Origin of the sequence: Rhizobium sp. BK456, from assembly GCF_014194045.1 — a bacterium.
Taxonomy (GTDB): domain Bacteria; phylum Pseudomonadota; class Alphaproteobacteria; order Rhizobiales; family Rhizobiaceae; genus Rhizobium; species Rhizobium redzepovicii.
Genome location: NZ_JACIAO010000003.1, coordinates 60,286 through 86,678 on the forward strand (window position 1 = coordinate 60,286; position 26,393 = coordinate 86,678).

The window sequence follows — 26,393 nt, forward strand, 5'->3', positions numbered from 1 at the left end:
CTACGGTGAAACCGATCATTACAGAGCGCGGCGAGGCCGCCGCCGAACGCCCCTATTCCGTCCGCTGGGCACTCGCCAGCCTTTCCCTCTCGATTCTGCTGCCATCGCTCGGCACCAGCATCGCCAATGTCGGCCTGCCGAGCCTGGCGCGGGGGTTCGACGCCGCCTTCCAGGATGTCCAGTGGATCGTGCTCGCCTATCTCCTTGCCATTACTACTTTGATCGTCAGCGTCGGGCGGCTCGGCGATGTCACCGGCCGGCGACGGCTGCTGCTCACCGGCATCCTGCTCTTCACTCTGGCCTCGGTCCTCTGCAGCCTCGCGCCGACGCTGTGGCTGATGATCGCGGCGCGCGCGCTGCAGGGTCTGGGCGCGGCAATCATGATGGCGCTGACCATGGCCTTTGTCGGTGAAACGGTGCCGAAGACGAGGACCGGCAGCGCCATGGGGCTGCTCGGAACGATGTCGGCGATCGGCACCGCTCTTGGGCCCTCGCTCGGCGGTCTGCTGATCGCCTGTTTCGGTTGGCCGGCGATCTTCCTCGTCAACGTGCCGCTCGGCTTGGCGACCTTCGTTCTCGCCTATCGCCATCTGCCGGACGATATCGGCGGAAGGAAGAAGGATCGGGCCGGCTTCGACATGGTGGGCACGCTGCTGCTTGCCTTGACGCTTTCGGCCTATGCGCTGGCGATGACGATCGGGCATGGCAGCTTTGGCCTGTTGAACCTCGCCCTGCTGCTCATCGCCGGTTTTGGCGCCGGTCTCTTCGTCTTCGCCGAGGCGAGAACGGCATCGCCGCTGATCCAGCTGGCGGTGTTCCGCGACCGCGTGCGCACCGCCAGCCTGGCGATGAACGGGCTCGTCTCGACTGTGATGATGGCAACGCTGGTGGCCGCGCCCTTCTATCTCTCCCGTACGCTCGGGCTCAACGAGGCGCTGGTTGGCACCGTCATGTCGATCGGTCCGGTGATCTCGATCCTCAGCGGTGTCCCGGCCGGTCGCCTGGTCGATCGCCTGGACACGCCCTTCGTGGTTGCTGCAGGGCTCGTCGCCATGGCCATCGGTTCCATCGCTCTCGCCGTGCTGCCCGGAATTGCCGGCTACATCGCCGGAATCGCTCTGCTGACATCAGGCTATCAGTTGTTCCAGGCGGCCAACAACACGGCCGTCGTGGCGGATGTGCAGCCCGACCAGCGCGGCGTCATCTCCGGCGTGCTCAACCTGTCGCGCAATCTCGGGCTGATTACCGGCGCATCCGTCATGGGAGCCGTGTTCGCGCATGGCTCGGGGAGCTCAGAGATCGCCGCGGCACGGCCCGAGGCCGTTCATTCAGGTATGCAGATCACCTTCGGCGTCGCAGCCGCATTGATCGCCATCGCGTTGACCATCGCGGCCGGGACCTACCGGCGGCGAACCAGTTCCGCAGGAGCATGAACCGCAACCGCAGCGCTCTAACCGGATCTATCGAGTAAGCTCTCCTCCAGGGGATTATGCATTCAGCCGTAGAACTCAGACCAAGGTCCGATCGGTCCCGGACTTCGTGCCCCATACCAACCTTCGATCGTTGCAATAGCTTTCCGGAATGAGTCGAATTTCGGAGCTTTTAGTGTGACCAAGATCATCATTTTGGGGATGATAGTGATGCCGGCTATCTTTTGGGGTTCTGTTGGCGTCTGGATCTATTCGCTGCTTTCGTGAGCGGCGTTCAGCGAATGGACGCCGGGAGAAGATGGAAAGCTGATCATCGCAAGCCTGCTGTCGATTGCAAAACGCGGTCTTAGTCGATCCGCGCCTTGTTGCTGAAACCGACTGTCGGGCGTGGACGCATGACGGCAAGTTGCGGCACACGTCACCTATTTGTGCTGTGCCTGGGCACCGGGCGCGGGAATGTGGGTTCGGTTGGATGGGGGCGGAATGCCACGACGGGCGGGCGGTGGTGCGGTGGACGGGTCGGACGGAGCATCATCGGGGTCGCGGAACGGATCGCGCCACGCGGCCATTCTCGGGGCGACGGATCGATATGGCGCAGCACTTGTAGACCCCACCCCCGCTGTTTCCTGCTCAAGGGGAGGGCCCTTCGCTGGTACCGGGGGCCTTCCGCTTCCTCCACGTCCCTCGCAAATTTTGTGAATTTTTTTGCTCGGAGGCCGCACTGGTGTGTGCGTGAAGACTAAGGCTGTTGCAGTGGCGCGCACCCCTAAGCTATGGGCTGTGTTCGGGCAACGGGCGAGCCGGCAAGGTATGAAACGGCCAGATCAGTTCAGTTTGAATCCATTTACTACAATCAAACTCGGAAGCGGTGTGCTGGGCAAGACCGCTCCGGTGATGATCGCTTTCATCATGCTTGTCAGTATTGCGATCTACAAGATGCCCAACGATTTGCCGTACATGGTTCTTGGGCTGGTGGCCTTAGTTGCACTTGTTCTAGTATTCTATTGTCTCAAGGCGTTTGGCTACGCCGAGCGTCACCCTGGCCCCTCAGTACTCGAAGGCGCGCAGTTGGTGAAATATCGACTAAACGAAATCGCGGCGAGTGATCCGAAGATCATTGATCTTTCACCAGAAGGTGGACAAGGACGATTGCCTCCGAGCGAGTTACGCGTTAGGGGCGAGGTCCGTGATGCCTAAGATTTATCTTGTGACATTACAGTGGATTGAGACCGCGCAAAATCCCGAGATGATCGATGCGCAACTCGGCCAATATGGTGACTGGATTCGATGGAACGGATGGACTTGGTTCGTTTCGACGAACTATGCACCTGCAGTGCTACGAATGGCGCTGATGTCCAAGTTAACGACATCCGACTTTGTTATCGTCTCAGAGCTTACGCCGCAGGCAATTGAGGGCTGGGCTCCGAATTGGGTCTGGGATTGGTTTAATTCCCGATGGTTCCCTCCACCTCCACCAACGACCGCGATACCTGAGGGGGCTCCGCCTCCGCAACGAGGGCTACTCGGTGATTAGTTGGGGGACAAAGAAAAAATATTCAGGAGACCTGAGAACACTGTCAGCCCCATCAGCCTATATCGAGACTTGTTGCAACATTGTTGCAGATTTGCGTTGACTATGTTGCAAACCAGTTTGAAGATTGCTGGCGTGGGGCGACGAAAATATTCAGGTTATTCAACAGGTTGCTGGCGGAAGAGGTGGGATTCGAACCCACGGTACGGTTTCCCGCACGCCGGTTTTCAAGACCGGTTCCTTAAACCACTCGGACACTCTTCCATCTGATTGAAAGGTTGAGAAACCACATTCCGTTGATTTCTTCCAACCGGCAGTTACTGCCGGTTTGCGCCCCAATCACTCGATGGCTGGGTTTTAGCAGCTTTGATAGCAGCGTCAACGTGCTCTGCAGCATTTGCCGGCATTCCGTTATGGCGTGCCAGTCAGTCTGAGCGTGACCGAGCTCCGGTGTTTGTCAGCCTGCGCGGGCCGTTCGCAGTTCCAGTGCAGGGGTGCTATTGACCAACTCCATGCCGGTGAACAACTCCACCCTGTTGCGACCGTTATTTTTGGCGCTGTAAAGCGCCTGATCCGCACGCTTCTGGACGTCTAGTTCCGTGAGGCCCGCTTCCCACAGCGCCACACCTGCGCTGACGGTCGGGGAGACCTGTTTTCCGTCGAAGACGAGACTCAAGGCGTTGACCGCCTCACGTATCTGCTCCGCGAGTGCGAAAGCAGAGGCTTCGGTTTCGCCGCGAAGGAAGAGGCTGAACTCCTCGCCGCCCAGCCGACCAAAGACGCTGGACCGGGGTATGCTGTCAGCAATCGTCCGAGCAACACTTACGAGAACAATATCGCCTTTGTCGTGTCCGAAGCGATCGTTCACGCTCTTGAAAAAGTCGATATCGATCAGGACGAATGCGTCTCCGCGCCCGAGGCTTTTGGGAAGTGAGCTGAAGAAATGCTGCCGATTGGGAACGCCGGTCAGCATGTCGGTATTCGCAAGTCTGGTAAGCTTCTCTTCGGCTCTTTCCTGTACGAGCACGAGCACGAACAGAGCCACCGCGAAATGACAGATAATCAGCAAAAAGAATGCGTAGCGCGGGGGAAGAGGCGCGTCGTTCGGAAAGATGAAACCGACCACGACCAAAGCTGAGAGAGATGTCGCGACAAAAATAGCCACGGAAAGACCGAACCGCGCAGTAAGGCGCTCCTGAAAGAAGTCGCGGGCGATCACTAACCCCGACAAGGCCAGCAGAAGGGCGGCGTTGCCGTTGAACACGGATGCTCTGAGCCCATTGTCCACATACCACGGCGTGATCGCAGCACTAAGCGTCAGGGTGACAGGCAGGAGCATCGGCCACCAGTCTCGAAGGGAGCTGTGACGCCGGCTGAGGCCAAAAAGACCCACCGCCATCAGCCCGTAACCATTGGCACCAAGCGAAAAACTCCAGAGTGTCCTGGCATTATTGGACATGTGAAGACGCTCATCCAAACCTGCCAGCGTCGAGGCGATCGCGAGCAAGGAAAAACCGACGGCGAGTACGCCAAGCCCTGGCGTCGCTCCAGAGCGCCATCTCACGTAGAAGAAGCAGATTGCTCCGACGATGAAGGAAGACTTGTGTAGAAGAAGCACTGTCGCAAGATCCATTGCCGGAACCCGATATGAGATGAGAAGCGGGGCCGGAATAGCGGCTAAAATCTACTTTTCGGTGAACGCTGCGGGACAATGCGACGGAGGCAATCGCTGTTCTTTAGTGTTGACGAGCTTCGCAGGCCGGCGGGAATTTGCGGGTCGGCGCGTAACTCGTTCCCGGGCAAGCTCTTTGAAACTTATGTCGGAGACATGAGATCTAGCCTCCGTCTGATCCGAGGCCTTTCGGACCATTGAGCTGGTTCATATCCTCGCAGAGAGAGCGAACCGCTTCCATCGTCACCGCAAGTGCCGACATCAGCATTGCGATGTCGCTCTCTTGATCCAGCTGGGAAAGCGCACGCGCCCGAACATTCAGCTGCCGGCTCACAGTGTCGAGCTGCGTTATGGTTTCATCGTTCATAGTGATCCTCCACAGGCATAACCTTCAAAGCCTTTCGCGGACGTTTCGTTCCCGGAGAGGATCGAGGCAGATCGGCGATGGAGCCGTGCCGGCGGCGTTTTCAATATGGAGCTTTTCGGGCGTCTGAAGCGGCCGGATGTTTACTATATGCCCCGCATCGGCACGGGAATTTCAGGCTTCTTTGCGGCAGTGGCAGGGCAGGGGGACAGGGCTCGCGTTAGCGATTTGTAAACCATAATCACTAGAATTATGACTATCGCTGCGAAATCGTTCGTAAATTTGCCACGAACTTCGCAAGATTAAACCCTCGTTAGGCGGGCGGGGATAAGGCGTATTGGCCCAGTATGGGGCAAAGTTCCTTAACCATAACGATCTTTGAGCGGCGTGGGACATATGAAATTGGGATACGGGGCGGCGTCTTTCGCAACGACAGTACGGTGGCTGGCGGTATCGGCGATGTGTGCGACGGTTGCGGCGTGCGGCACGACCCAGGGCGTGCCGAAGAAGAAAGCCCACGGCAAAGAATATTTCTCCGAATCCGAATATGGCGTGAAGGCGAGCCCACGGGTCGCCACCGGCAATAATATCCCGAAGGGCGGCGGCCGCTACATCGTCGGCAATCCTTACGAGGTGAAGGGCAAGTGGTATTATCCGAAAGAAGACTTCGCCTATAACAAGGTCGGCGTCGCCTCCTGGTATGGCTCGGCCTTTCATGGGCGCCTGACGGCGAACGGCGAAGTCTACGACCAGATGCATCTTTCCGCCGCGCATCCGACCTTCCCGTTGCCGAGCTATGCGCGCGTCACCAATCTCGAAAGCGGTTCCTCCGTCATCGTGCGCGTCAACGATCGCGGCCCCTATCATGAAGGCCGCATCATCGACCTGTCGAACAAGACGGCTGACATGCTGGATCTGCAGCACAGCGGCACCGGCAAGGTGCGCGTGCAATATGTCGGCCGCGCCCGCATGGACGGCCACGACATGCCCTATCTGATGGCCTCCTACGTGCCGAAGGGCAGCCGTATTCCCGGCGTCAATCCGGAAGGCCAGATCGCAACCGGCGTGATGGTCGCCTCCAACAGCCGCAAGATCACCCGCGACCAGCTGCAGAGTTCGGAAGATTACGAGACGCCGGCCAACGTGCCGGTACCGATGTCGGCGACTTCCTATGCCGGCTCGACACCGAGCGCCCGCTATAATACGGCGCCCGCTGTTGCTCCCGGCGCCCATGTCTTGGTCGCGCCGCAGGTACCGTCCGCCAACAATGCCTCGCAGGCCTTCGACCAGATGGTCGTGCTGCCGGAGATCGGTCCTATGCCCTATGAACGGCCGCTCGGCTCCCTCGCGCTGGGCTACCAGAACGACGACGTGAAGACGGTGACCGTCGATCTCGCCTTTGACGCGGTGATGGCGCGCAATGACGGGCTGACGCAGGAGTCGATCCTGGCCTCGGCCAAGCGTCATCAGGCCAAATTCGCCGCCCGCTGAGCGCGGCGATTGCATCGGATTTCCTCTCACTCTAACCTCCTGACGACACGCCGCTCGATCGATGGAAACGCCTGATGCTGAAGCTTGTGCTTCGCCTTTGTTTCACCGCAATTCCGGACGCAGAACCGCTACGCACTTTTGCTGGAATTGCTCTTGCATGCCTCATCCCGTTGACCACCGGAGCGCTTGCGGCCGATAGCGGGACCGCTGGTTTCGCCACCAAGGCGGCGCAGGCCTATATGATCGAGGCCGCCACCGGCACGGTGCTTCTCGCCAAGAACGAGGACCAGGGCTTTTCGCCCGCTTCGCTCGCCAAGCTGATGACGATGGATCTCGTCTTCGACGCGTTGACGAAGGGTCAGATTACCTTCGATACCGAATATCCCGTTTCCGAATATGCCTGGAGAACCGGCGGCGCGCCGTCGAGGACGGCAACGATGTTTGCCAGCCTCAAATCGCGCGTGCGCGTCGAGGACTTGATCAAGGGGATCGCCATCCAGGGCGCCAATGACAGTTGTATTATCCTCGCCGAAGGCATGGCTGGCAGCGAGCAGCAATTTGCCGAGTCGATGACGCGGCGCGCTCGAGAGCTCGGCATGGAAAAAGCCGAGTTCGGCAATTCCACCGGTCTTCCCGATGGAAAGAGCAAAGTGACGGCGCGCGAGATGGTGACGCTCGCCACGGCCCTGCAAAAGTCCTATCCGAACCTCTACCCCTATTTTGCGCAGCCGGATTTCGAGTGGAACAAGATCTTCCAGCGCAACCGCAATCCGCTACTCGGGCTCGATCTCGGCGCCGATGGGCTGGCAACCGGCTTTACCGAGGGCGAGGGTTATTCGATCGTCGCGTCGGTTGAGCGGGACGGCAGACGGCTGTTTCTGGCGCTTGCCGGCATTGCTTCCGACAAGGAGCGGACGGAGGAGGCCAAGCGGGTGCTCGAATGGGGGCTGACGGCCTTCGAGAACCGGCAGATCTTCGCCGACAACGAAGTGATCGGCGCTGCCAGCGTCTATGGCGGCACGGCGCGCACCGTCGATCTCGTAGCCAAGGCGCCGGTCAGCGTCTATATTCCGATCAGCAATCCCGACCGGCTGTCGGCGCGCATCATTTATCGCTGGCCGCTGACGGCACCGGTGACGCCGGACACCCAGGCAGGCACACTCAGGATTTTCGCGGGCAGCCGGCTGCTCAGGGAAGTGCCGCTCTATACAGTGCAGGGAGTCGGCCAAGGCTCGCTCAGCAGCCGGGCTGTTGACGCCATGTTGGAACTCGGCGAATCGCTTTTCTTCTCCTGGCTGTGGGACAAGTCCGCGCCGGGCTGAACGCCGGCTTTCCGATGCAATTTGCCGGGAAAGGTGAATATGTCGCCGCGGCGAAAGGTTTTCCTTCCTGCTGTCTTCGGATAGATAGAAGAAGCAAGGCGCGTGCGGCGCCTGGAATGCGGGAAGTTGTCATTGTCATCCGGTACGGGATTGTTCGTTACGTTTGAAGGCGGGGAAGGCGCTGGGAAATCCACGCAGATCCGCCGCCTCGCCGAGGCGCTGAAGGGCGACGGTCACGATGTGCTGGTGACGCGGGAACCGGGCGGATCGCCGGGCGCCGAGGCCGTGCGCCACGTGCTCCTGTCGGGGGCCGCCGAGGCCTTCGGCACGCGGATGGAGGCTATCCTGTTTGCGGCGGCGCGCAACGACCATGTCGAAGAGGTGATCCGCCCCGCACTGGCTGCCGGCAAGATCGTGCTCTGCGACCGTTTCATGGATTCCTCCCGCGTCTACCAGGGCGTCACCGGCAATCTCGAGCCCGATTTCATCGAGACGCTGCAGCGCATCGCCATTAACGGCGTCATGCCGGATTGCACCGTGATCCTCGATATCCCCGCCAAGATCGGGCTGGAGCGGGCGCAGAAACGCGCCGCCGCCGACGCTCCCGATCGCTTCGAGAAAGAGCGGCTCGAAACCCACGAGAAAAGGCGCGAAGCCTTTCTCGATATCGCCGCCCGCGAGCCGGAGCGCTGTCACGTGATCAACGCCATGCAGAGCGAGGAGGCGATCGCCGCCGAGATCGTGGCGATCGTCCGGCAGCTCATGTCGCCTGCAGGCCGTGCGCGCATGCCGGAAGCCGCACATCATGAGTGAAGCCCGTTATGAGTGAAGAAAGGCCTGGACTGCTCGACGGCGCCATCTGGCCGGGGGAAAATACCAGGCTGTTCGGCCATGAGGAGGCGGAGGCCTTCCTGGCGCAATCCTATCGGTCCGGCAAGGGCCACCACGCCATCCTGATAGAGGGGCCTGAGGGCATCGGCAAAGCGACGCTCGCTTTCCGCTTCGCCAATCACGTACTCTCCTATCCCGATCCTGCCACTGCCCCGGAGAGGATCGGCGATCCGGATCCTGCGTCTTCCGTGAGCCGGCAGATCACCTCCGGCGCCTCGCACAATCTCCTGCATCTCGCCCGGCCGGTGGATGAAAAAACCGGCAAGGTGAAGTCGGCGATCACCGTCGACGAGGTGCGCCGCGCCGGTAAATTCTTCTCGCAGACATCAGGCACTGGCAATTGGCGGATCGTCATCATCGACCCGGCCGACGACATGAACCGCAATGCGGCCAACGCCATCCTGAAGATCCTGGAAGAACCGCCGAAGCGGGCCTTGTTCCTGGTGCTCTCGCATGCGCCGGGACGATTGCTGCCGACGATCCGCTCGCGCTGCCTGCCGCTGAAACTGGCACCGCTTGCAGACGATGCGCTCATAGCCGCGCTTGCCCATCTCGGCATATCGGGAGAGGGTGGGGCGGTGCTTTCGGCCGCCAAGGGCAGCGTCGGCGAGGCGCTGAAACTGCTGAATTACGGCGGCGGCGAGATCATTGCCGCCTATGAGGAGATGCTGTCGGCCGAAGGGCCGACGGCCCGTAAGGCGATGCATCGGCTGGCCGATGCGCTTTCGGGCAAAGAAAGTGACACGATCTTCGATTTCTTCGTCAGCCATGTCGGCGACGACATCATGAACCGGGCACGCGCAGCGGCAGGCGAGGGGCAGATCGCGGCTGCAGAGCGGCTGGCACGGCTTTATTCCGAAATCACCGAACGGCTGACTATTTCGGATGCCTATAACCTCGACCGCAAACACACGATCATCGGCATCCTCGCCGATATCAAGCAGCCGGGTCTCTAGTTCCGTCCTGGTTCTCCGATCAGCCGGTCAGCAGCTTGACGGCGACGACGGCGAGTGTCGCGGCGAGGACGATGCGGATGGTGCGCTCGTGCAGCTTCGGCGCCAGGAGGCTGCCGATGATAATGCCCGGGATGGAACCGATCAGCAGGGCAAACAGCATCGGCCAGTCGATTTCGCCGATCAGCCAGTAGCCCGTGCCGCCGATCAGGGTCAGCGGGACCGCATGGACGATATCGGAACCGACGATCTCGCGCACATCGAGCCTGGGATAAAGGACGAGCAGGATCGTCACACCCAGCGCGCCGGCACCGACAGAGGTCAGGGTGACGAGGACGCCGAGCAGGAATCCGAGAATGACGGTGAGGGCAAGGATGGTTCTCGGCTGCGGCGGTGTGCGGTCGCCGATGGCGCGGCGTGCCAGCTCGAGTATCGGACCTCGGAAGACCAGCATGATCGCGGTCATGACAAGAAGCCAGCCGAGCGCCGTGGTGATGGTATTGGTGACACCGATGCTTTTGCGATCGACGCCTGCCAGCAGCCAGAGCATCAGCAGGGCGGCCGGCACGCTGCCGATTGCGAGACTGCCGACGATCTTCCAATTGACGCGCCCGTGCATGCCGTGGACGGCGGTGCCGGCAGTCTTGGTGATCGCCGCATAGAGAAGATCGGTGCCGACGGCGGTCGCAGGATGGACGCCGAAGAGCAGCACCAGCAGCGGTGTCATCAGTGAACCGCCGCCAACGCCGGTGATGCCGACGAGCGCGCCGACAAACAGGCCCGAAAGTGAATAGAGAGGCTCGAACGTCAATCAAGCGCCTCCGACGGCGCGCGGCCACGACAAACCGGATAGATGAAAACTGGCACTTCGTTCTGCCTCGCCCTCTTTTCCATGACGGGTAGATTGCGGCAGAAGCTGAGTCAAGTTCACCGCTGCCCGCGTCCCGGAAATCATTGGCGGCGGCAAAACTTGATGTTTCGCTGGACGGTGACATGCGCTAAGAGCGGCTGACCATTTTTATAGAGTAAGCCGGACATTGGCCGCCATGACAGACAAGACACCCTTCTACATCACCACCGCGATTTCCTATCCCAACGGCAAGCCGCATATCGGCCATGCCTATGAGCTGATCGCGACGGATGCGATGGCGCGCTACCAGCGCCTGGATGGCAGGGACGTGTTCTTCCTGACCGGCACCGACGAACACGGCCAGAAGATGCAGCAGACGGCGCGCGCCGAGGGCATTACCGCCCAGGCGCTCGCCGACCGCAACTCCGGCGAATTCCAGGCGATGGCCAAGCTGCTCAACGCCTCGAACGATGACTTCATCCGCACCACGCAGGAGCGTCATCACGAGACGTCGCGCAACATCTGGAACCTGATGGCCGAGAATGGCGACATCTACAAGGATAGCTATGCCGGCTGGTATTCGGTGCGCGACGAGGCCTATTACCAGGAAAACGAGACGGAGCTGCGCGCCGACGGCGTGCGCTACGGGCCGCAGGGCACGCCCGTCGAGTGGGTGGAGGAGGCGAGCTATTTCTTCAAGCTCTCCGAATATCAGGAGAAGCTGCTGGCCCTTTACGAGGCCAATCCCGATTTCATCGGTCCGGCCGAGCGCCGCAACGAGGTGATCTCCTTCGTCAAATCCGGCCTCAAGGACCTCTCTGTCTCGCGCACGACCTTTGACTGGGGCATCAAGGTGCCGAACGATCCCGCCCATGTCATGTATGTCTGGGTGGATGCGCTGACCAATTACATTACTGCGACCGGCTACATCGAGGACAGGAACGGCCCGCGGGCGAAATACTGGCCGGCCGATGTGCACATCATCGGCAAGGACATCATTCGCTTCCATGCCGTCTACTGGCCGGCCTTCCTGATGTCGGCAAAGCTGCCGCTGCCGAAGCGGGTCTTCGCCCATGGCTTCCTGCTCAACAAGGGCGAGAAAATGTCGAAGTCGCTCGGCAATGTCGTCGATCCTGTCAACCTGGTGAACCATTTCGGCCTTGACCAGGTGCGCTACTTCTTCCTGCGCGAAGTATCCTTCGGCCAGGACGGCAGCTATAGCGAAGAGGCGATCGGCACGCGCATCAACTCCGACCTCGCCAACGGCATCGGCAATCTCGCCAGCCGCTCGCTGTCGATGATCGTCAAGAACTGCGACGGCAAGATCCCGGAATGCGGGCCGCTAACCGACGAGGACAAGGCGATGCTGGCACAGGCCGACGCGCTGCATGCCTCCACACGCGAGGACATAGGCAAGCAGCAGATCCACCGGGCGCTTGCCTCGATCATCGCGGTCGTGTCCGAGACCGACCGTTATTTCGCCGGCCAGGCGCCCTGGGCACTGAAGAAAACCGATCCGGCGCGGATGGGCACTGTGCTTTACGTCACCGCGGAAGTCGTGCGCCAGATCGCCATCCTGCTGCAGCCCTTCATGCCTCAATCATCGGGCAAGCTGCTCGATCTGGTCGCGGCACCTGCAGACAAGCGAGATTTTGCTGCTCTTGGCGAATCCGGCCGTCTGGTTGCCGGAACGCCGCTCGAAGCGCCAGCGCCGGTCTTCCCGCGCTACGTGGCTCCGGAGGCTTAAGGCTGTGCTGATCGATACGCATTGCCATCTGGATTTCGCCGACTTCGAGGCGGAGCGCGACGAGATCGTTACGCGCGCCCATCAGGCGGGCGTCAAGCAGATGGTGACGATTTCGACGCGGGTGCGCAAGCTCGACCGGCTGCTTGCGATCACCGAGAAATATCCTTCGGTGTTCTGCTCGGTCGGCACGCATCCGAACAATGCCGACGAAGAGCTGGATATCCAGACGGAAGAGCTGGTGCGCCTTGCCAACGCCCATGAGAAGGTGGTGGCGATCGGCGAGGCGGGCCTCGATTATTTCTACGATACGCAGAAGCCCGAGGACCAGCAGACCGGCTTTCGTCGCCATATCGCGGCGGCGCGCGCCACACAGCTGCCGCTCGTCATCCACAGCCGCAGCGCCGATGAGGACATGGCCGCGATTCTGACCGAGGAAACGGGGAAGGGGCCCTTCCCCTTCATCCTGCACTGCTTCTCGGCAGGTCCGGAACTGGCGCGAACCGGCGTCGAACTCGGCGGCTATGTCTCCTTCTCGGGCATCCTGACCTTCCCGAAATCGGAAGAGCTGCGCGAGATCGCCAAGACGATCCCGCAGGATCGGCTGCTCGTTGAAACGGATGCGCCGTATCTGGCGCCGAAGCGCTGGCGCGGCAAGCGCAACGAACCGTCCTATGTCGTCAACACGGCCGAGGTGCTCGCCGAGACGATCGGCCTCTCCTACGCGGAGGTCGCACGGATCACGACGGAGAACGCTTTCCGGCTGTTTTCGAAAATGCCGAGGATCTGAGAGCGTGCTCTACCGGCGGCGCTTCACCATTCTCGGCTGTTCGTCGTCACCCGGCGTGCCGCGCATTACCGGCGACTGGGGCGCCTGCAATCCCGACAATCCGAAGAACCGGCGCACGCGCGCCGCTTTCATGGTGCAGCAATTTGCGCCGGATGGCGGTGTCACCACCGTCGTTATCGATACCGGACCGGATTTTCGCGAGCAGATGATCAGGGCAGGGGCCGACCATGTCGATGCCGTGCTCTACAGCCATCCGCACGCGGACCATATTCATGGCATCGACGATCTGCGCGGCTATTTTCACAATACGCGCCGGCGGGTGCCGATCTTTGCCGACCAATATACGATGGACAGGCTGCGCGAAGCCTTCGGCTATTGCCTGGAAACGCCGCCGGGCAGCAACTATCCGCCCATCGTGCTGCCGGTTGTCATCGAAAACCTCGACGAACCCGTCGAAGTTCGCGGCCCCGGCGGCAAGATACGGTTTCATCCGCATATTCAGCAGCATGGCGATATCCACTCGCTCGGCTTTCGGATCGGCGATGTGGCCTATTGCAGTGATATCAGCGACTTCCCGCCCCAGACCGTCGACAAGCTTCAAAATCTCGACGTGCTGATCATCGACGCGCTGCAATATACCTACCATCCGAGCCATCTGTCGCTGGAACAGTCGCTCGACTGGATTGGCCGGCTAAAGCCGAGACGGGCGATCCTCACCCATATGCACACGCCGCTCGATTATGACGTTGTGATGGCCGAGACGCCGGACCATGTGGTCCCGGCCTATGATCAGATGAGTTTCGAAACCGAAGTCAGGATCGGGGCTTAAGCCCTGACCACAAAGACAATCGAGCCTGAAATCACTGCATGTAGGGCATAATCTCGACGGCGCCGCGATAGATCATGTCGAGCGAAACGTAGAGGATGATCAGCAAGCCGACATAGGCGATCCAGCGATGGTTGTTGAGCAACCGGGCGATCAGATTGGCGGCGATGCCCATCAGCGCGATCGACAGGGCAAGGCCGATGATCAGCACGCTTGGGTGTTCGCGCGCCGCCCCGGCAACGGCGAGCACGTTGTCGAGCGACATTGAGACGTCGGCGATGACGATCTGGGTCGCCGCCTGGAAAAAGGTCTTTTTCGGCGCCCCCTCGGCGCCCGCCGCGTCATGGTTGTCGCCATGGCCGGCGCGAAGCTCGCGCCACATCTTCCAGCAGACCCAGAGGAGCAGAAGTCCGCCGGCCAGCAGCAGGCCGACGATCGCCAAGAGATAGACGGCAACGCTGGCAAAGAGAATACGCAGGACGGTCGCGGCTGCTATGCCGACGATGATCGCCTTTCGGCGCTGCGTGGCCTCAAGCCCGGCAGCAGCGAGACCGATAACCACGGCGTTGTCGCCGGCAAGAACGAGGTCGATAGCAATGACCTGCAGCAAAGCCGTTAGACCGGCTGCCGTAAAGATGTCCATATGAAATATCCCCAATGCGTCAAAAGCCGTGCTAGCGTCTCGACGGTTTGACGTCAACCGCTAGAGCGCCTTGAATTGCGGTGGTGCGGGACAACGATCCTCGATGCCAAACCGTTCCTCATTTTGATATCGGTGAGCCGCCAATGTGGGGGGCGGCCGGTGCGACTGAAGCCGCTATCGCCTGCCGACGCATTGGCTTGGAACATTCCATTCGCCCACCTGTTTTTCTGATCAGGAAACCAGCCGCCGGATCCGCGGCGTGGGTCTATGCATCGAGAGGAGATTTCCCGTGAGCAGCATTTACCACGATACCAATCCAGCCTTCTCCGGCCCGACAGGGGGCAGCAGCCTCACCGCATTTTTCGACAGCCGATCGCAAGCCGAATCCGCCGTCTCCCGTCTTGAAGACGCGGGCGTGCCGGTTGCGAGAATAAGGTTGATGCCAGGCTACGAGGCGGACGAAAAAACCGCCGGCGCCATGAGCGACGACCGCGGCGGCTTCTTCGACGCGCTGGCCGACTTCTTCTTTCCCGACGAGGATCGTGCGGTCTACGCAGAGGGGTTGCGGCGAGGCGGCTTCCTCGTTCAGGTCAACGATATCGATGACGCGCTCTATGAGACCGTCCACGATATTCTGGACGACGAGGGCAGCATAGACATGGACGAGCGGGCGGACCTCTGGTCGCTGGAAGACAGGCAACAAGGCGCGTCCAATACCGGTTTTGCCGGCAAACCCTCCGGCGGCAAAGCATCGGAAGACCTCGCCGTGTCCGAGAGTGCATTCGACGATACGCGCCCCGTAGCGACGCGCGACACCGTGCATGGAAGCGCCAAGGTGCGTGCCTACACTTATAGCGCCCCCACGCTTTCGGACGATGCCAATCGCCAATCGCAGAACCAGTCGCAGGGCGGATCGCAGCAAAGCCAGGGTTTCCGGCGCGACCACTGATCCTCTGACCTGCATTGGAAGGCGCGGCCGCGATGCCGGGCCTTCATCTCATCCCGCTTCTTTATTTGAGGATATGTCCATGCAATCATCCATCAATCGCGACGGCCGCCTTCCTGACCCCGATGAACTGATCGCCGAAGGTGAACCGCCTTTTGCCGATGCCGCCGTTGTAAGCACGCGTGAAAAAGTCGACGAAGATCTGAGCGGCCTGCAGCAGGAACTCAGGCTGCTGAAGGCTCGGATAGGCATGCTGCGCGAGGACGCGGAGGCGGCGCTGAAGGCAAAGGCCACATCGGTTGATGCAAACGCCCATGTCCAACTTGGCAGCTATCCCTGGGCGAAGCTTGCCGCAGCGATCTGCGCAACCTTCATTGCAGCCAGGCTGGTTCGAAATGTGCCGCTGGGGGACATGCTTGCCGGATTTCCCGGTCATCTCTCCGAGGCGAGATGGCGTTGACCGGCGAGCTTTGAATCGCTGCACAAGGGCAGGCGCGTCGCTCGATGCGTCGAAGAAAATCAATGAAGCGGCGCGATGCCGGAAGCCATCGGCGTCGCAAGCTCTTTCAGAATCGCCTCAAGCGCGTCGGCCGTCGCCTGCAGCCCGGATGACCTCGCAATTTTGAGCGCCGCGCTGCAATGCGCAGACAATTCGTCTTGCTGGCTTTGATCATTCGTCCGAAAGACGATGCCCGCATAGTGCGATGGGTTTCCGGCTGCATCCCTGAAGCAGCGGCCGAAGGCGGCCACGGCTACGATTTGTCCGCTTCGATCAAATACCCGATAGTCATGGCGGTAGGGATCTCCTGTCACCACCGAGTCTGAAATCGCCTTGGCCACGGATGGCTTGTCGTCCGGATGAATCCTGTCGAGATATTTTATGATCGGCAGCCCCGCGATGGTCTGCTCCGGATCAAGCCCAAAGAGGTTCGCTAGTGCCGAATCCGCGTAAACCGTGTCGGTCGCCAAGTCCCACGTGAAGATGCCAGGCTCTTCGGCAAGGTCCATTCCCGTATCCCCAAGTCTGACCTGCCGGTTGACCACGTCACGCGGCTGGTGACACCCAATCTTAGTCGCCTTTCAATGGGACGCAATATCGACGTTTCCAATCTTGCTCGTGCATGCGGCTTGAGACCGCCGTACAAGCTCGCGACGCGCAGCCGGTAGCGGCCTCCCGCCCTTGCGCACCAAAGGAAGCCGCGGACGGCGATTGACGCTTGGAGCCGCCGTTCGCTCGACGTAGTGTTCGGAAAAACGCCATTCAATTCGGGGGACACCATGGATTTTTTGAACGTCGCGGCGATCGTATTCTTCCTTCTCGTCTGGGTGGCACTCGAGCCTTTGATGGCAATGGGGTGGCCGCGGCGAAACGACAGCCTTTCCGTCGACATGGTGCGCATTCGCGCGGCCTGGATGCGCGAGGTGCTGACCCGAGACAATAACTTCATCGGCGACGCGGCGATCCTCGGGCACACGATCAATTCGGCATCCTTCTTCGGATCTGCCAACCTCATCGTCATCGTCGGGCTCAGCGGTGCGCTGTTCATGGAGCCGAATTATGGATCGGGCGGCGGGCTGATCGCGCTGTTTGCGGCGCAGGATCCCGCCTGGTTCTTCCAGTGCAAGGTGCTCCTGATCATGGCGACGCTGCTGCGCGGCCTGTCCGATTTCATATGGGCGGTCCGACAGATCAACTATTGCCTTGCGGCGATCGGGGCGAGTCCGTCGCGCGATGAAGACAGGGACATCGTCAGCTGGACAAACGCGCTCACTCTGGTCTTGAACCCGGCTCTTCGCTCGTTCAGCGTCGGCGTCCGATCCTACTACTTCACCGTCGCTGCCGCCTTCTGGTTCATCGGGCCGATCCCCTTCATTGTCGCAACCATCCTCAGCGTCGGCGTTTTGATCTGGCGTCAATCCTGGTCGGATGCTGCAAAGGGGATCATGGCCATACGCAGGCTGCTGGATTAGGATTGCCTGCGGTTCTGGGCAACGTCATAGTCTGCCGGCCGATGATGAGCAGAAGCGATATCTTACGGTCGGGTGCCAATGGATCGTCTCGAAGCGATGCGCATATTGCTGGCCGTTGTCGACGCCGGAAGCATCTCGGCCGGCAGCAGGCGGCTGAACGCGCCTTTGCCCAGCGTCAGCCGCAAGGTGGCCGAGCTTGAACGCCATCTCGGCGCAAACCTCATCGTCCGCACCAGCCGCAATCTTCAGCTCACCGACGCCGGCCGCGACTATGTCGACGCCGCCCGAAAGATCATTGCGGATCTCGATGAGGCGGAGCGAAGGGCGTCGGGCGAATACCAGACGCCCAGAGGCGCGCTCACGATCACGATGCCGATCGAATATGGGAGCCGGTATGTGCTGCCCGTCGCGCTGAGCTTCATGGACAAATATCCGGAGGTGTCGCTGAAGCTCCTGTCGCTCGACCGCACGGTTGATCTTGTGTCCGAGCAGGTGGATATCGCGATCCGTCTCGGCGACCTTGCCGACAGTTCCCTCCATGCGGTCAAAACCGGCGAATTCCGCCTGCTGACCTGCGCGAGCCCTGCCTATCTCGCGCGGCATGGCGAACCTCAGCGCCCAGGCGATCTCGTCGATCGCGACGGGATCTTCTTCAACAAGCCGGCATTCTTCTGGACATTCGACGTTGAGGGAAAGCCGATCGAGGCGATGCCTCGCAACCGGCTGGAAGTGAATACCGCGGCGAACTGCGTCGCGGCGGCCGTCGGCGGAGCGGGGATCGCGCGGCTCTTCGACTACCAGGTTCCCGACCAGCTGGCGTCGGGCGCGCTGGTGCCCATCCTGCGGGATTTCGATGGACCGCCACAGCCTATTCATATCGTTTACGCTCGCCAGGGGATTCTGGCGCTGAAGGTACGCGCGTTTGTCGACTGGGCTCCACCCCGGTTGCGCGCGCTATCAGAACGACGATAATAAAACATTATCCGAATGATGCGCGGATTTCTTCAACCGTCTGTTTCGCATTCTGCAGATGGGGAAAGTGGCCGATACCCGGCAGGATATTGATTTCAACACCGATCCTGGCGGCGAATTCGATGCCCATTTCCTTGTTGATGTAGAGGTCCTTTTCGCCCCAGATGACTTTGACCGGCGTCTTCAACCGGTCAAGGTTGGCCTCGAGGACGTTCTGGTCGCGCGTGAAATGAGCGTAGTAATGGGCAAAGGCGTCCGCCGACGTCATTCCGCCCAAGTTCCACGAACGGACCAAGTCCTGCTGAACGTCGGTCGGCAGATCGAATTGTTCCGCCGGCGACAGGCCGCGCCTGTGCACGTTCTGAAGGATCTCGTCGCTTGTCTTGTTCATATAGGCGCGGGTCGGCGAGGCCGTCGGCTCGGCTTTGAGATTCTGCAGGTTCTCCCACATGTATTGCGGCCGGTCGAACGGCGCGAAGTCTCCGACGATGATCCGCCTGGCGATCGCCGGCTCATCGAGAGCAAGCAGCAAAACGGGGAGGGCGGCAATATCGGTCGCATAGATCACGAGGTTCGAACGGTCGATGCCTGCCGTCTCGATATAGGCCTTCAACACCGCCGCGTAGTCCTGGGGCGCATAGGAAAACCATTGCAACGCGGGGCGCGACGACTGGCCGTAGCCCGGCCAATCAAAGGCGTGGACGTCGTAGTCGCGAGCAAGCGTGCTCGCAATGTCCCTCCAGACCAACAGCGTTTCCGGAAACCCGTGCAGGAAAAGCACGGTGCCTTTTGGCGCCGGCGCGCGAACAATCATTCTCCTCAGCGTGAGCATCTCGTCGACCTTGATGAAATCAACGTCACCGTGCTGGGCTTCAGCGGACGCGAAGATTTTTCCGACGGGGAGGGATGGCGTGGCTGCGGCCGATGCAGCCCTATTTTCGGTTTTGTCTTCGGACATGTGAGTTCCTTTCCTGAACGACAGGTCCATAAGTAGCCACGCCGTCACCGCGCAGTAGCTGGAAAAATTGAGAGGCAGCCTCTTGATCGTGGTCGCTGTGACGGCGCTGGCCAAGGCTGAGTTTCCAACGAGAGGCTGCCTCTCAGTTTCTCCGGGTGCCGGCCCTGCGTCGCGCCACCCAAATAATCACCAGCCGCCGATTTGAGACAGCTCGCGGGGGATGGCGGAGCGCAGCGGCGACAACATAAGGAAGAACTGATATGACTGACATCACATTGAACCCTATGCGGTCACCAATGGCACCCCTTGCCGAACCTGTCCGTTGACTCTCATTGTCATGAAAGGACACACGTCATGGCACTGCTGACCTCTTTGAACCAAAGGCTTCTATCGCGACGCACGCTGCTGTCATCGGGTGCCGCGGCCGGCTTATCCGCCGTTCTGCTTCCGCTGGTGTCGGAAGCCGCCGACGTCATCGGCGCAACCATCGGAGAGATCCGACCGTTCAAGGCCGAGATCCCCGAGGCAGCGCTGACGGACCTCAGGCGGCGACTTGCCGAAACCCGATGGCCCGACGGTGAAACCGTCACGGATCGTTCGCAGGGTGTTGAGCCCGACAGGCTGAAGGAGCTGGTGGCCTACTGGCAGGCCTCCTACGACTGGCGCAAGGCAGAGAGCAGGCTGAATGCCTTTCCGCATTTTCTCACCAATATCGACGGTGTGGACATCCATTTCATCCATGTCCGTTCCCGTCATGAAAACGCGCTGCCGCTGATCATGACCCATGGCTGGCCGGGTTCGGTGTTCGAACTGCTCGATGTCATCGGGCCGCTCACGGACCCGACGGCGCATGGCGGTACGGCCGAGGATGCCTTCCACCTGGTGATCCCTTCGATCCCGGGATTCGGTTTCTCCGGGAAGCCGTCGACGACGGGTTGGAACCCGCAGCGGATAGCGGCTGCCTGGGACGTGCTGATGAAACGGCTCGACTATGACCGCTATGTCGCGCAAGGCGGCGACTGGGGCGCCATCATCAGCGACGCCCTGGGTCGCCAGGCACCCGATGGGCTGCTCGCCATCCATGTCAACAGGATCGAGCGGGCCACGACGTTCCCATCGGATGCAGCCCAGGCTCTTAAAAATGGAGGGCCGGCTCCCGACAATCTGTCTGCGGACGAGAAGGTCGTCTTCGATGAGGCGCGGAACTTCCTCAACAACGGCTTCGGCTATGCCGCGATCATGAGCACACGTCCGGAGACAGTCGGTTACGGCATTGCGGATTCGCCAGTTGGCCTTGCCGCCTGGCTTTACGACAAGATCGCCGACTGGGTGTTCACCCGAGGCGATCCGGAACAGGCGCTTGGCAAGGATGTCATCCTCGACAATATCACGCTGTACTGGCTGACGAACACCGGCCCCTCGAGTGGCCGCATCTATTTCGAAAACGCCATGGCGGGCGCAAAGCTCACGGAGGTCAAAGTGCCGGTCGCCGTCACCATATTCCCCGGAGAGGTCTACAAACCGCCAAAGCACTGGTTGTCGAAGGCCTATCCGAAGCTGGTCTACTATAACCGCGCGCCCACGGGCGGCCACTTCGCGGCCTGGGAGGAGCCGGAACTCTTCAGTCAGGAGATCAGGGCAGGGTTCAAAACGGTGCGATCATGAGCAACCGCCGTTAACCGACCGGCGTGTTTTCAGGGGCGGCGGCACGGCGAGCTTTACGCCCGCCAGACAGGTCGTCGATTGACGTCGATTACGCAACGCTTCACAACGTCCGAAGTTGCTAGAAACAACGCCAGCTTCTTGGGGACCAGGGCTATATGCGCATCAATGACGACCGTCATTTTTTTGGTAGAGTGTCGATATTCTTGACGGTGGTATTTTCGACGCTTGTGTTCGCGAGCGTAACCGTCGCCCCAGCGGCCGAACCGACCAATTCCTCGGCACCGATCCGGGTTATCATCGAATTGCCCAACGATGATGCCGGACGCGCGCTGGTCAACCGGATCGTTCCCGGCACTCAGGAACCGGCGCAGCCGGCAGCGGCCCCGCAAGAGGTGGCACCGCCGTCGATTGCCACCGCATTGCAGGATCTACGCCAAAGGTTGCTCACGCTCGTCGATGCAGTCCCAACGCTTCCGGGACAGGTTCAAACGGCGATCCGGGTCTTCCAAACGGATGATCGCATCGATGCTGTCGGACTGATCCTGGCGGTGACACTCTTCATTGCAGGCGGATTCGCTGCGCAGCGCCTTGCCTGGTGGTCCGGGCGAGGGCTGCTTCATTTTGTGTTGACCGCGCCTGCCGACACCGTCCGGCAGCGGATCAAGCTCCATGCGGCCCGGCTTTCAATGGGCCTTCTCGCGTTGGTCGGTTATCTCATCGGCAGCCTCGGCGCCTTTATCCTCTTTCCCTGGCCTGCCGTGTTTCGCGATATCGCGCTCATTCTGCTATCAGCGGCGCTGATGGTGCGCCTTGGCGTGCTTGTCGGCCGCATCGTGATTGCGCCCGGCGCCCGGCTGCCGCATATGCGGCTTCTGACGCTTGTCACCTCGCTTGCCTGGTTCTGGTATTACTGGCTTCTCGCAATCGTCGCCGTACTGGCGGCCGGCTGGGCGATCATCGAAGTGTTCCAGACCATCGGGGCTTCGCCCATCCTGGTCGATCTCTTTACCGCCGCGTGGCTCGGTGTCGTTTCGATCACGCTGATTACGATGATTTGGCTGCGGCATTTCCGTTCCGACGGGCCGCCGGTGAACCGGTTAGTCTGCGTCGGCTTCAGCGCGAGCATCGTATTATCGTGGCTGTTATGGGTGTCCGGGCTGCGCGGAGTATTCTGGACGTTGATCGTCCTGACGCTTCTGCCGCTTACCGTTTCCGTGGCGCGTGATGTCATCGGTCGCATCGTACGATCCGGCGGCGAACACGCCGTCGAAGATCCGGCTATCGTCGGATGGTCCGTCGTCATCATGCAAACGCTCCGGAACGGCCTGATCGTGGTCGCCGCACTGCTGATTGCCCGCGCTTGGAATGTCAATCTCAGTGACCTTGCCGCTGCCGAAACGGTGACCACCCGTTTGATCCGTGCAGGCATCCGCATCGTTATCGTGCTGCTGGTGACCGACGTCATCTGGAAGCTCGCAAGCACGCTGATCGACAGTCAGATGGCGGTGGCGTCGCGAAGTGCGGAGGCGGGGCATCTGGACGGACCCGAAGCGCGCCGGCGCCAGCGGTTAAATACCCTGCTTCCGATCCTTCGCAACGTGCTGTTTCTGGCGATCGGCGCTGTCGGCTTCCTGATGATCCTGGATGCCGTCGGCATTCAGATCGGACCGTTGCTGGCCGGCGCCGGTGTCGTCGGCATCGCCGTCGGCTTCGGCGCGCAAACGCTCGTCAAGGATATCATCTCAGGCGTCTTCTATCTGTTCGACGATGCCTTTCGCATCGGTGAGTATATTCAGGCGGCAAAATATAAAGGGACAGTCGAAGGTTTCTCGCTGCGATCGATCCGCCTTCGGCACCACCGCGGTCCGGTCACCATCGTTCCTTTCGGCGAACTCGGCGCGGTGCAGAACCTGAGCCGCGACTGGGTGATCGATATCATTACGCTGACCCTGAACTATGACAGCGACCTTGAGGAGGTCCGCAAGACCATCAAGCGCATTGGCGTCGAGCTGCTGGACGATCCCGAACTCGGGCCCAACATCATCGAGCCCTTGAAAATGCAAGGGATCGAGCAGATGGCCGATTACGGTGTGCAGATCCGCCTGAAGTTCATGGCCAAACCCGGCGAGCAATTCGGCGTTCGCCGAAAGGCACTGGCCATGCTCAAGAAGACATTCGCGGAAAAAGGGATCCAGTTTGCAACTCCGACGGTTCATGTTTCCAGCGGGACGGCCGATGCAGCAGCTTCCGCCGCCGCTACAGAGCTACAAAGACCGGCAAAAGTGATCCCAACACTTCAGGAGTAACTGCGCAGAGCACAAGACAAGCTCGGCGAGAGTGGCGACGCTATATGCCATTGTAATAAAAAGGCATTCTGTTGTTCCATAATCTGTCTTATGCGATTTTTGTGTGGCCGCAAAGTTGAAGTGTCCTGTTTCTGTAAAGTTTGAATGGCACACTCCCCGCGTTTTCGATTACGTGGGAGACGAGATGACAAGCCAGCTGTCTGGCAATCCCTGAGAACAAAGCTGGAGGCAAGCCTCCCATAGCGGCGTCTTACAGGAGGTTTCGTCCTGTAGAATGTCGAGCCCGTCGCGATGGTCGCGCAGCGATCCGAGCTAGCACACGGGACGGCGAATTTCTTCGCGAAGCTCTCGCTGCATCGTCCAAGGTTCCGCAGTCATTTCTGCGTGCTCCGCCGGGTATCACTCGTTCACTAGGTCGTTCAGCGACCAGCGACGTCAATGTCGGCAAGCAATTCGATTTTTGGAAGCACGCTGAGGTCCCGTTCAAACGCTGGAGCATAAAGCGGATATCCATCCACCAGGATCATGAGAATAGAAACTTAGGAAGCTGAAGCCGATGTGTGCACCCTCACCTGCCCGATCTGCCCAGCAACCAGGAGCAGCCAGTCAGATTGTGCCAGGCCATCGTGCCGTGGCAGACCAACGTTCCAACCAAAACGATGTCTTGACGCGCTACCGGATCGGCTTTTCTCGCAGGCTAGCCGGTTTAGCGTTGCCTTAAAGAAACTGTGCGAGGATGCATCTGTGTCCATCCGCGCCGGCAAACTAATGAAGTTTCGAAGAAATCCAAAGATACTCCGTGGCCTTGCTGCCTCCGCAGCCAGCCATGCAACCGCATTTGCTCCGGCACTATTTGCGGCGGTTATTGCAGTTATTGTCGTCTGGGTCGCAACGAACTGGCGGCTGGAGCGATCGCTGGCAGAGGAGCGCTCGATTGTTGCGGGCGAGCTTGCCACAATATCATCTCGGCTTCAGACGAACCTCAATAGCAATGTGAAGCTGCTGCAAGGTCTGGCGGCTGGCATCGCAGTCGACCCGGCAATGGGCCAGAACGGATTTTCCAAACTTGCCGCGCAGATCCTGCAGCCCGATTCACAATTACGCAGTTTCGCTGCGGCGCCCGACATGGTGGTCAAATGGGTTTATCCTGAGAAAGGAAACGAAAAGGCCATCGGGCTCGATTACCGAAAGAATGACAAGCAACGGGCTGCCGCGATGCTGGCGCGCAACACCCACAATATCGTTCTGACAGGGCCAGTTGAACTCGTCCAAGGCGGAACCGCTTTCGTCGTCAGATGTCCGATCTATATCGATGACGGAAACAGCCAGATCTTTTGGGGGCTGCTCTCCGGAATTATTGATATCCCAAGGCTCTATAGTGATAGCGGCCTTGGATCGACCGAGCTTGAGATTGCCATCAGTACCGTGCCGGAGCCAAATTCGCCGAAACAGGTTTTCCTCGGAAGTCTGGAAACCTTTTCGAAGCAGCCGGTCGCGACATCCGTTGACATGGCTTATGGCCGGTGGACTTTCGGCGCCGTGCCCAAGCACGGATGGGGCCAAAATAACGGAATCGGCGTTTTTGAGTTTTATGCGAGCTTGTTGGGCCTCTGTGTCGTTGCGCCGATCATTTGGATCGGCTTCCTGACCAAATCACGCCAACGAACGATCGAGAAGCTTCGCCTTCACAAGAAGAAGCTCGTTCGAGCGCGGCAACGTCTGGAATATCTGTCGTTGCACGACGCCCTGACGGGGCTGGCTAACCGACGGTTCGTCGACCAGATGATCTCGCAACCACAGAGACCCGATGGCGAAGACTGTCTGATCCTCATTCATATCGACCTCGACCGATTTAAAGAGATCAACGATACGAAAGGGCATGCCGGCGGTGACATGGTCCTTCAAACAACCGCTTCGCGCCTCGCCGATTTGACCGGCCCAACCGACGTCGCGGCTCGGATCGGTGGGGACGAGTTCATTTTCGCCAGGTGGAGCGCCAACCCCGAGCCTGAGGCAGCCGAATTGGCCAAGCAGATCGTCGCCACGCTCCAGCAGCCCCTCCTCATCGATGGGGCGGAGTATGTGGTCGGAGCAAGCGTCGGTGTCGCCTGGGAGACTGAACATGCCTCCGGGCGGGATCTCGGCCAGTTGCTTCTCAATGCCGATTTGGCCCTCTACGAAGCGAAGAAGGCAGGGCGCGGCCGCGCGGCCATTTTCACTGAAGAGCTTCGCAGCGCCGCAATCCATTCAAAAGAATTGGCGGATGAGTTCAATCTGGCGCTCGACCGCGATGAGCTTGTTGCATTCTTCCAGCCGCAATTCCATGCGGATACGCTGGCTATATCAGGCGTCGAGGCCCTCGCCCGCTGGGATCACCCGCGAAAAGGTCTGCTCGGCCCGAACAATTTTCTCGACGCCGCGGAAAGGCTGGGGCGTAGCGGCGACATGGATAGGCTGATCCTGCATAAGGCCCTGTTCGAGCTGACGAGATGGGACAGCCTGGGAATGCAAATCCCGCGTGTCTCCGTCAATATTTCAGCGCGCCGACTGGCTCAGGCGAATCTGCTCGCCGAGCTGTCCGGGCTTCCCGCAGCGAGGGGTCGCCTCTGTTTCGAGCTGCTCGAGACAATTTCCTTCGACGAGCTTCAGCCTGCCCTCAACGAGGTCATTCCGGCAATCAAAGCGCTCGGCATTGAAATCGAGATCGACGATTTCGGCACGGAACATGCCAGCATCATCAGTCTGCTTCGGTTTGAGCCGCGGCGACTTAAGATCGACCGCGAAATTATCAAGCCGATCATAGCCTCTCCGTCTCAACGCCGCCTGGTTTCCTCCATTATCGAAATCGGCCGGTCACAGAACATCGACATCGTTGCCGAGGGCGTCGAGACAATGGAGCACGCGAAGATCCTGAAAGATCTCGGTTGCCATTTGCTGCAAGGCTATGCTCTGGCGCGGCCAATGACGTCGGAGCAGCTGATCGAATTTTGCCGCGTGAAGCACAAGGGACTGACGAAAGCAGGCTGATGCGCGAAATCACACCAGCCTAGAACCGGATGATTTGAGGC

At 60.2% G+C, this 26,393-nt stretch carries 22 protein-coding genes, 1 tRNA gene and 1 pseudogene; 17 read left to right on the forward strand and 7 right to left on the reverse strand.

Going from position 1 to position 26,393, the window contains the following annotated elements:
• Window positions 1-5 precede the first annotated feature (5 nt).
• From FHX03_RS09930 to FHX03_RS09935, 3 genes and pseudogenes are all read left to right on the forward strand, one after another.
• Window positions 6-1,433 (forward strand): MFS transporter, encoded by a 1,428-nt coding sequence (locus tag FHX03_RS09930; protein WP_409565138.1) that lies wholly within the window; start codon window positions 6-8, stop codon window positions 1,431-1,433.
• A gap of 325 nt (window positions 1,434-1,758) precedes the next feature.
• Window positions 1,759-1,851: pseudogene (locus FHX03_RS34390) on the forward strand (ATP-dependent DNA ligase); the annotation flags it as partial.
• A gap of 311 nt (window positions 1,852-2,162) precedes the next feature.
• Entirely contained in the window at window positions 2,163-2,627 is a 465-nt protein-coding gene (locus FHX03_RS09935; protein ID WP_183853480.1) for a hypothetical protein, read from the forward strand.
• Between the two features lie 508 nt (window positions 2,628-3,135).
• On the opposite strand, the gene FHX03_RS09940 is transcribed toward FHX03_RS09935, so the two are convergent.
• From FHX03_RS09940 to FHX03_RS09950, 3 genes are all read right to left on the reverse strand, one after another.
• Window positions 3,136-3,225, reverse strand: a tRNA-Ser gene (locus tag FHX03_RS09940).
• Between the two features lie 193 nt (window positions 3,226-3,418).
• Window positions 3,419-4,594, reverse strand: coding sequence for a GGDEF domain-containing protein (locus FHX03_RS09945; RefSeq protein WP_183777672.1), 1,176 nt, complete (start codon window positions 4,592-4,594; stop codon window positions 3,419-3,421).
• Window positions 4,595-4,796: 202 nt separating this feature from the next.
• Window positions 4,797-5,000 (reverse strand): hypothetical protein, encoded by a 204-nt coding sequence (locus FHX03_RS09950; RefSeq protein ID WP_097628858.1) that lies wholly within the window; start codon window positions 4,998-5,000, stop codon window positions 4,797-4,799.
• Window positions 5,001-5,393: 393 nt separating this feature from the next.
• On the opposite strand from FHX03_RS09950, the gene FHX03_RS09955 reads away from it, so the two are divergent.
• From FHX03_RS09955 to FHX03_RS09970, 4 genes are all read left to right on the forward strand, one after another.
• Complete coding sequence (locus FHX03_RS09955) at window positions 5,394-6,488, forward strand: septal ring lytic transglycosylase RlpA family protein (RefSeq protein WP_183777673.1); 1,095 nt, start codon at window positions 5,394-5,396, stop codon at window positions 6,486-6,488.
• Window positions 6,489-6,562: 74 nt separating this feature from the next.
• Window positions 6,563-7,810 (forward strand): D-alanyl-D-alanine carboxypeptidase family protein, encoded by a 1,248-nt coding sequence (locus FHX03_RS09960; RefSeq protein WP_281413094.1) that lies wholly within the window; start codon window positions 6,563-6,565, stop codon window positions 7,808-7,810.
• A 132-nt stretch (window positions 7,811-7,942) separates the two neighbouring features.
• The gene (tmk, locus tag FHX03_RS09965; RefSeq protein WP_097628860.1) at window positions 7,943-8,623 is read left to right on the forward strand and encodes a dTMP kinase; all 681 of its coding nucleotides are present in this window, start codon (window positions 7,943-7,945) and stop codon (window positions 8,621-8,623) included.
• A gap of 8 nt (window positions 8,624-8,631) precedes the next feature.
• Window positions 8,632-9,657, forward strand: a complete 1,026-nt coding sequence (locus FHX03_RS09970) for a DNA polymerase III subunit delta' (RefSeq protein ID WP_183777674.1) — start codon at window positions 8,632-8,634, stop codon at window positions 9,655-9,657.
• A 19-nt stretch (window positions 9,658-9,676) separates the two neighbouring features.
• Here FHX03_RS09970 and FHX03_RS09975 read toward each other — a convergent pair whose 3' ends face one another.
• Entirely contained in the window at window positions 9,677-10,465 is a 789-nt protein-coding gene (locus FHX03_RS09975; RefSeq protein ID WP_003586405.1) for a sulfite exporter TauE/SafE family protein, read from the reverse strand.
• Between the two features lie 235 nt (window positions 10,466-10,700).
• Between FHX03_RS09975 and metG the strand changes: the two genes are divergently transcribed.
• From metG to FHX03_RS09990, 3 genes are read left to right on the forward strand one after another with little or no spacing between them, the layout of a single operon-like run.
• Window positions 10,701-12,251: a methionine--tRNA ligase gene (metG, locus tag FHX03_RS09980; RefSeq protein ID WP_183777675.1), complete on the forward strand. Its 1,551-nt coding sequence runs from the start codon at window positions 10,701-10,703 to the stop codon at window positions 12,249-12,251.
• A gap of 4 nt (window positions 12,252-12,255) precedes the next feature.
• Window positions 12,256-13,038: a TatD family hydrolase gene (locus FHX03_RS09985; protein ID WP_183853482.1), complete on the forward strand. Its 783-nt coding sequence runs from the start codon at window positions 12,256-12,258 to the stop codon at window positions 13,036-13,038.
• 4 nt (window positions 13,039-13,042) lie between these two features.
• On the forward strand, window positions 13,043-13,867 hold the full coding sequence (locus FHX03_RS09990) for an MBL fold metallo-hydrolase (protein ID WP_097628864.1): 825 nt from the start codon (window positions 13,043-13,045) through the stop codon (window positions 13,865-13,867).
• Between the two features lie 31 nt (window positions 13,868-13,898).
• Here FHX03_RS09990 and FHX03_RS09995 read toward each other — a convergent pair whose 3' ends face one another.
• Complete coding sequence (locus FHX03_RS09995) at window positions 13,899-14,507, reverse strand: TerC family protein (RefSeq protein WP_097628865.1); 609 nt, start codon at window positions 14,505-14,507, stop codon at window positions 13,899-13,901.
• A gap of 289 nt (window positions 14,508-14,796) precedes the next feature.
• Between FHX03_RS09995 and FHX03_RS10000 the strand changes: the two genes are divergently transcribed.
• The gene (locus FHX03_RS10000; protein WP_183853484.1) at window positions 14,797-15,456 is read left to right on the forward strand and encodes a hypothetical protein; all 660 of its coding nucleotides are present in this window, start codon (window positions 14,797-14,799) and stop codon (window positions 15,454-15,456) included.
• Window positions 15,457-15,535: 79 nt separating this feature from the next.
• Window positions 15,536-15,913 carry a hypothetical protein gene (locus FHX03_RS10005; RefSeq protein WP_183853486.1) on the forward strand — a complete coding sequence of 126 codons (378 nt, stop codon included), beginning with the start codon at window positions 15,536-15,538 and terminating at the stop codon, window positions 15,911-15,913.
• A gap of 59 nt (window positions 15,914-15,972) precedes the next feature.
• On the opposite strand, the gene FHX03_RS10010 is transcribed toward FHX03_RS10005, so the two are convergent.
• Entirely contained in the window at window positions 15,973-16,461 is a 489-nt protein-coding gene (locus tag FHX03_RS10010; protein ID WP_097628868.1) for a PAS domain-containing protein, read from the reverse strand.
• 270 nt (window positions 16,462-16,731) lie between these two features.
• Here FHX03_RS10010 and FHX03_RS10015 point away from each other — a divergent pair, with 270 nt between their 5' ends.
• Together FHX03_RS10015 and FHX03_RS10020 are read left to right on the forward strand one after the other, a co-directional pair.
• Window positions 16,732-17,424, forward strand: coding sequence for a DUF599 domain-containing protein (locus FHX03_RS10015; protein ID WP_003586416.1), 693 nt, complete (start codon window positions 16,732-16,734; stop codon window positions 17,422-17,424).
• Between the two features lie 78 nt (window positions 17,425-17,502).
• On the forward strand, window positions 17,503-18,396 hold the full coding sequence (locus FHX03_RS10020) for a LysR family transcriptional regulator (protein ID WP_183853488.1): 894 nt from the start codon (window positions 17,503-17,505) through the stop codon (window positions 18,394-18,396).
• A 7-nt stretch (window positions 18,397-18,403) separates the two neighbouring features.
• Here FHX03_RS10020 and FHX03_RS10025 read toward each other — a convergent pair whose 3' ends face one another.
• Window positions 18,404-19,354, reverse strand: coding sequence for an alpha/beta fold hydrolase (locus FHX03_RS10025; RefSeq protein WP_097628871.1), 951 nt, complete (start codon window positions 19,352-19,354; stop codon window positions 18,404-18,406).
• A 354-nt stretch (window positions 19,355-19,708) separates the two neighbouring features.
• On the opposite strand from FHX03_RS10025, the gene FHX03_RS10030 reads away from it, so the two are divergent.
• The 3 genes from FHX03_RS10030 to FHX03_RS10040 all read left to right on the forward strand — a co-directional run bounded on the left by FHX03_RS10030 (window position 19,709) and on the right by FHX03_RS10040 (window position 26,352).
• Window positions 19,709-21,019 carry an epoxide hydrolase family protein gene (locus FHX03_RS10030; protein WP_097628872.1) on the forward strand — a complete coding sequence of 437 codons (1,311 nt, stop codon included), beginning with the start codon at window positions 19,709-19,711 and terminating at the stop codon, window positions 21,017-21,019.
• Between the two features lie 155 nt (window positions 21,020-21,174).
• Window positions 21,175-23,325 carry a mechanosensitive ion channel family protein gene (locus tag FHX03_RS10035; protein ID WP_097628873.1) on the forward strand — a complete coding sequence of 717 codons (2,151 nt, stop codon included), beginning with the start codon at window positions 21,175-21,177 and terminating at the stop codon, window positions 23,323-23,325.
• A 768-nt stretch (window positions 23,326-24,093) separates the two neighbouring features.
• Entirely contained in the window at window positions 24,094-26,352 is a 2,259-nt protein-coding gene (locus FHX03_RS10040) for an EAL domain-containing protein (protein WP_183853935.1), read from the forward strand.
• Window positions 26,353-26,393 lie beyond the last annotated feature (41 nt).

What these genes read in the sequence shown, in the direction of transcription:
- FHX03_RS09950 (WP_097628858.1), bottom strand. Translation starts at nt 5,000, where the DNA reads ATGAACGATGAAACCATAACGCAGCTCGACACTGTGAGCCGGCAGCTG.
- FHX03_RS09945 (WP_183777672.1), bottom strand. Translation starts at nt 4,594, where the DNA reads ATGGATCTTGCGACAGTGCTTCTTCTACACAAGTCTTCCTTCATCGTC.
- FHX03_RS09995 (WP_097628865.1), bottom strand. Translation starts at nt 14,507, where the DNA reads ATGGACATCTTTACGGCAGCCGGTCTAACGGCTTTGCTGCAGGTCATT.
- FHX03_RS09970 (WP_183777674.1), top strand. Translation starts at nt 8,632, where the DNA reads ATGAGTGAAGAAAGGCCTGGACTGCTCGACGGCGCCATCTGGCCGGGG.
- FHX03_RS10025 (WP_097628871.1), bottom strand. Translation starts at nt 19,354, where the DNA reads ATGTCCGAAGACAAAACCGAAAATAGGGCTGCATCGGCCGCAGCCACG.
- FHX03_RS10015 (WP_003586416.1), top strand. Translation starts at nt 16,732, where the DNA reads ATGGATTTTTTGAACGTCGCGGCGATCGTATTCTTCCTTCTCGTCTGG.
- FHX03_RS10005 (WP_183853486.1), top strand. Translation starts at nt 15,536, where the DNA reads ATGCAATCATCCATCAATCGCGACGGCCGCCTTCCTGACCCCGATGAA.
- FHX03_RS10040 (WP_183853935.1), top strand. Translation starts at nt 24,094, where the DNA reads ATGAAGTTTCGAAGAAATCCAAAGATACTCCGTGGCCTTGCTGCCTCC.
- metG (WP_183777675.1), top strand. Translation starts at nt 10,701, where the DNA reads ATGACAGACAAGACACCCTTCTACATCACCACCGCGATTTCCTATCCC.
- FHX03_RS09955 (WP_183777673.1), top strand. Translation starts at nt 5,394, where the DNA reads ATGAAATTGGGATACGGGGCGGCGTCTTTCGCAACGACAGTACGGTGG.
- FHX03_RS10030 (WP_097628872.1), top strand. Translation starts at nt 19,709, where the DNA reads ATGGCACTGCTGACCTCTTTGAACCAAAGGCTTCTATCGCGACGCACG.
- FHX03_RS10020 (WP_183853488.1), top strand. Translation starts at nt 17,503, where the DNA reads ATGGATCGTCTCGAAGCGATGCGCATATTGCTGGCCGTTGTCGACGCC.
- FHX03_RS10035 (WP_097628873.1), top strand. Translation starts at nt 21,175, where the DNA reads ATGCGCATCAATGACGACCGTCATTTTTTTGGTAGAGTGTCGATATTC.
- FHX03_RS10010 (WP_097628868.1), bottom strand. Translation starts at nt 16,461, where the DNA reads ATGGACCTTGCCGAAGAGCCTGGCATCTTCACGTGGGACTTGGCGACC.
- FHX03_RS09960 (WP_281413094.1), top strand. Translation starts at nt 6,563, where the DNA reads ATGCTGAAGCTTGTGCTTCGCCTTTGTTTCACCGCAATTCCGGACGCA.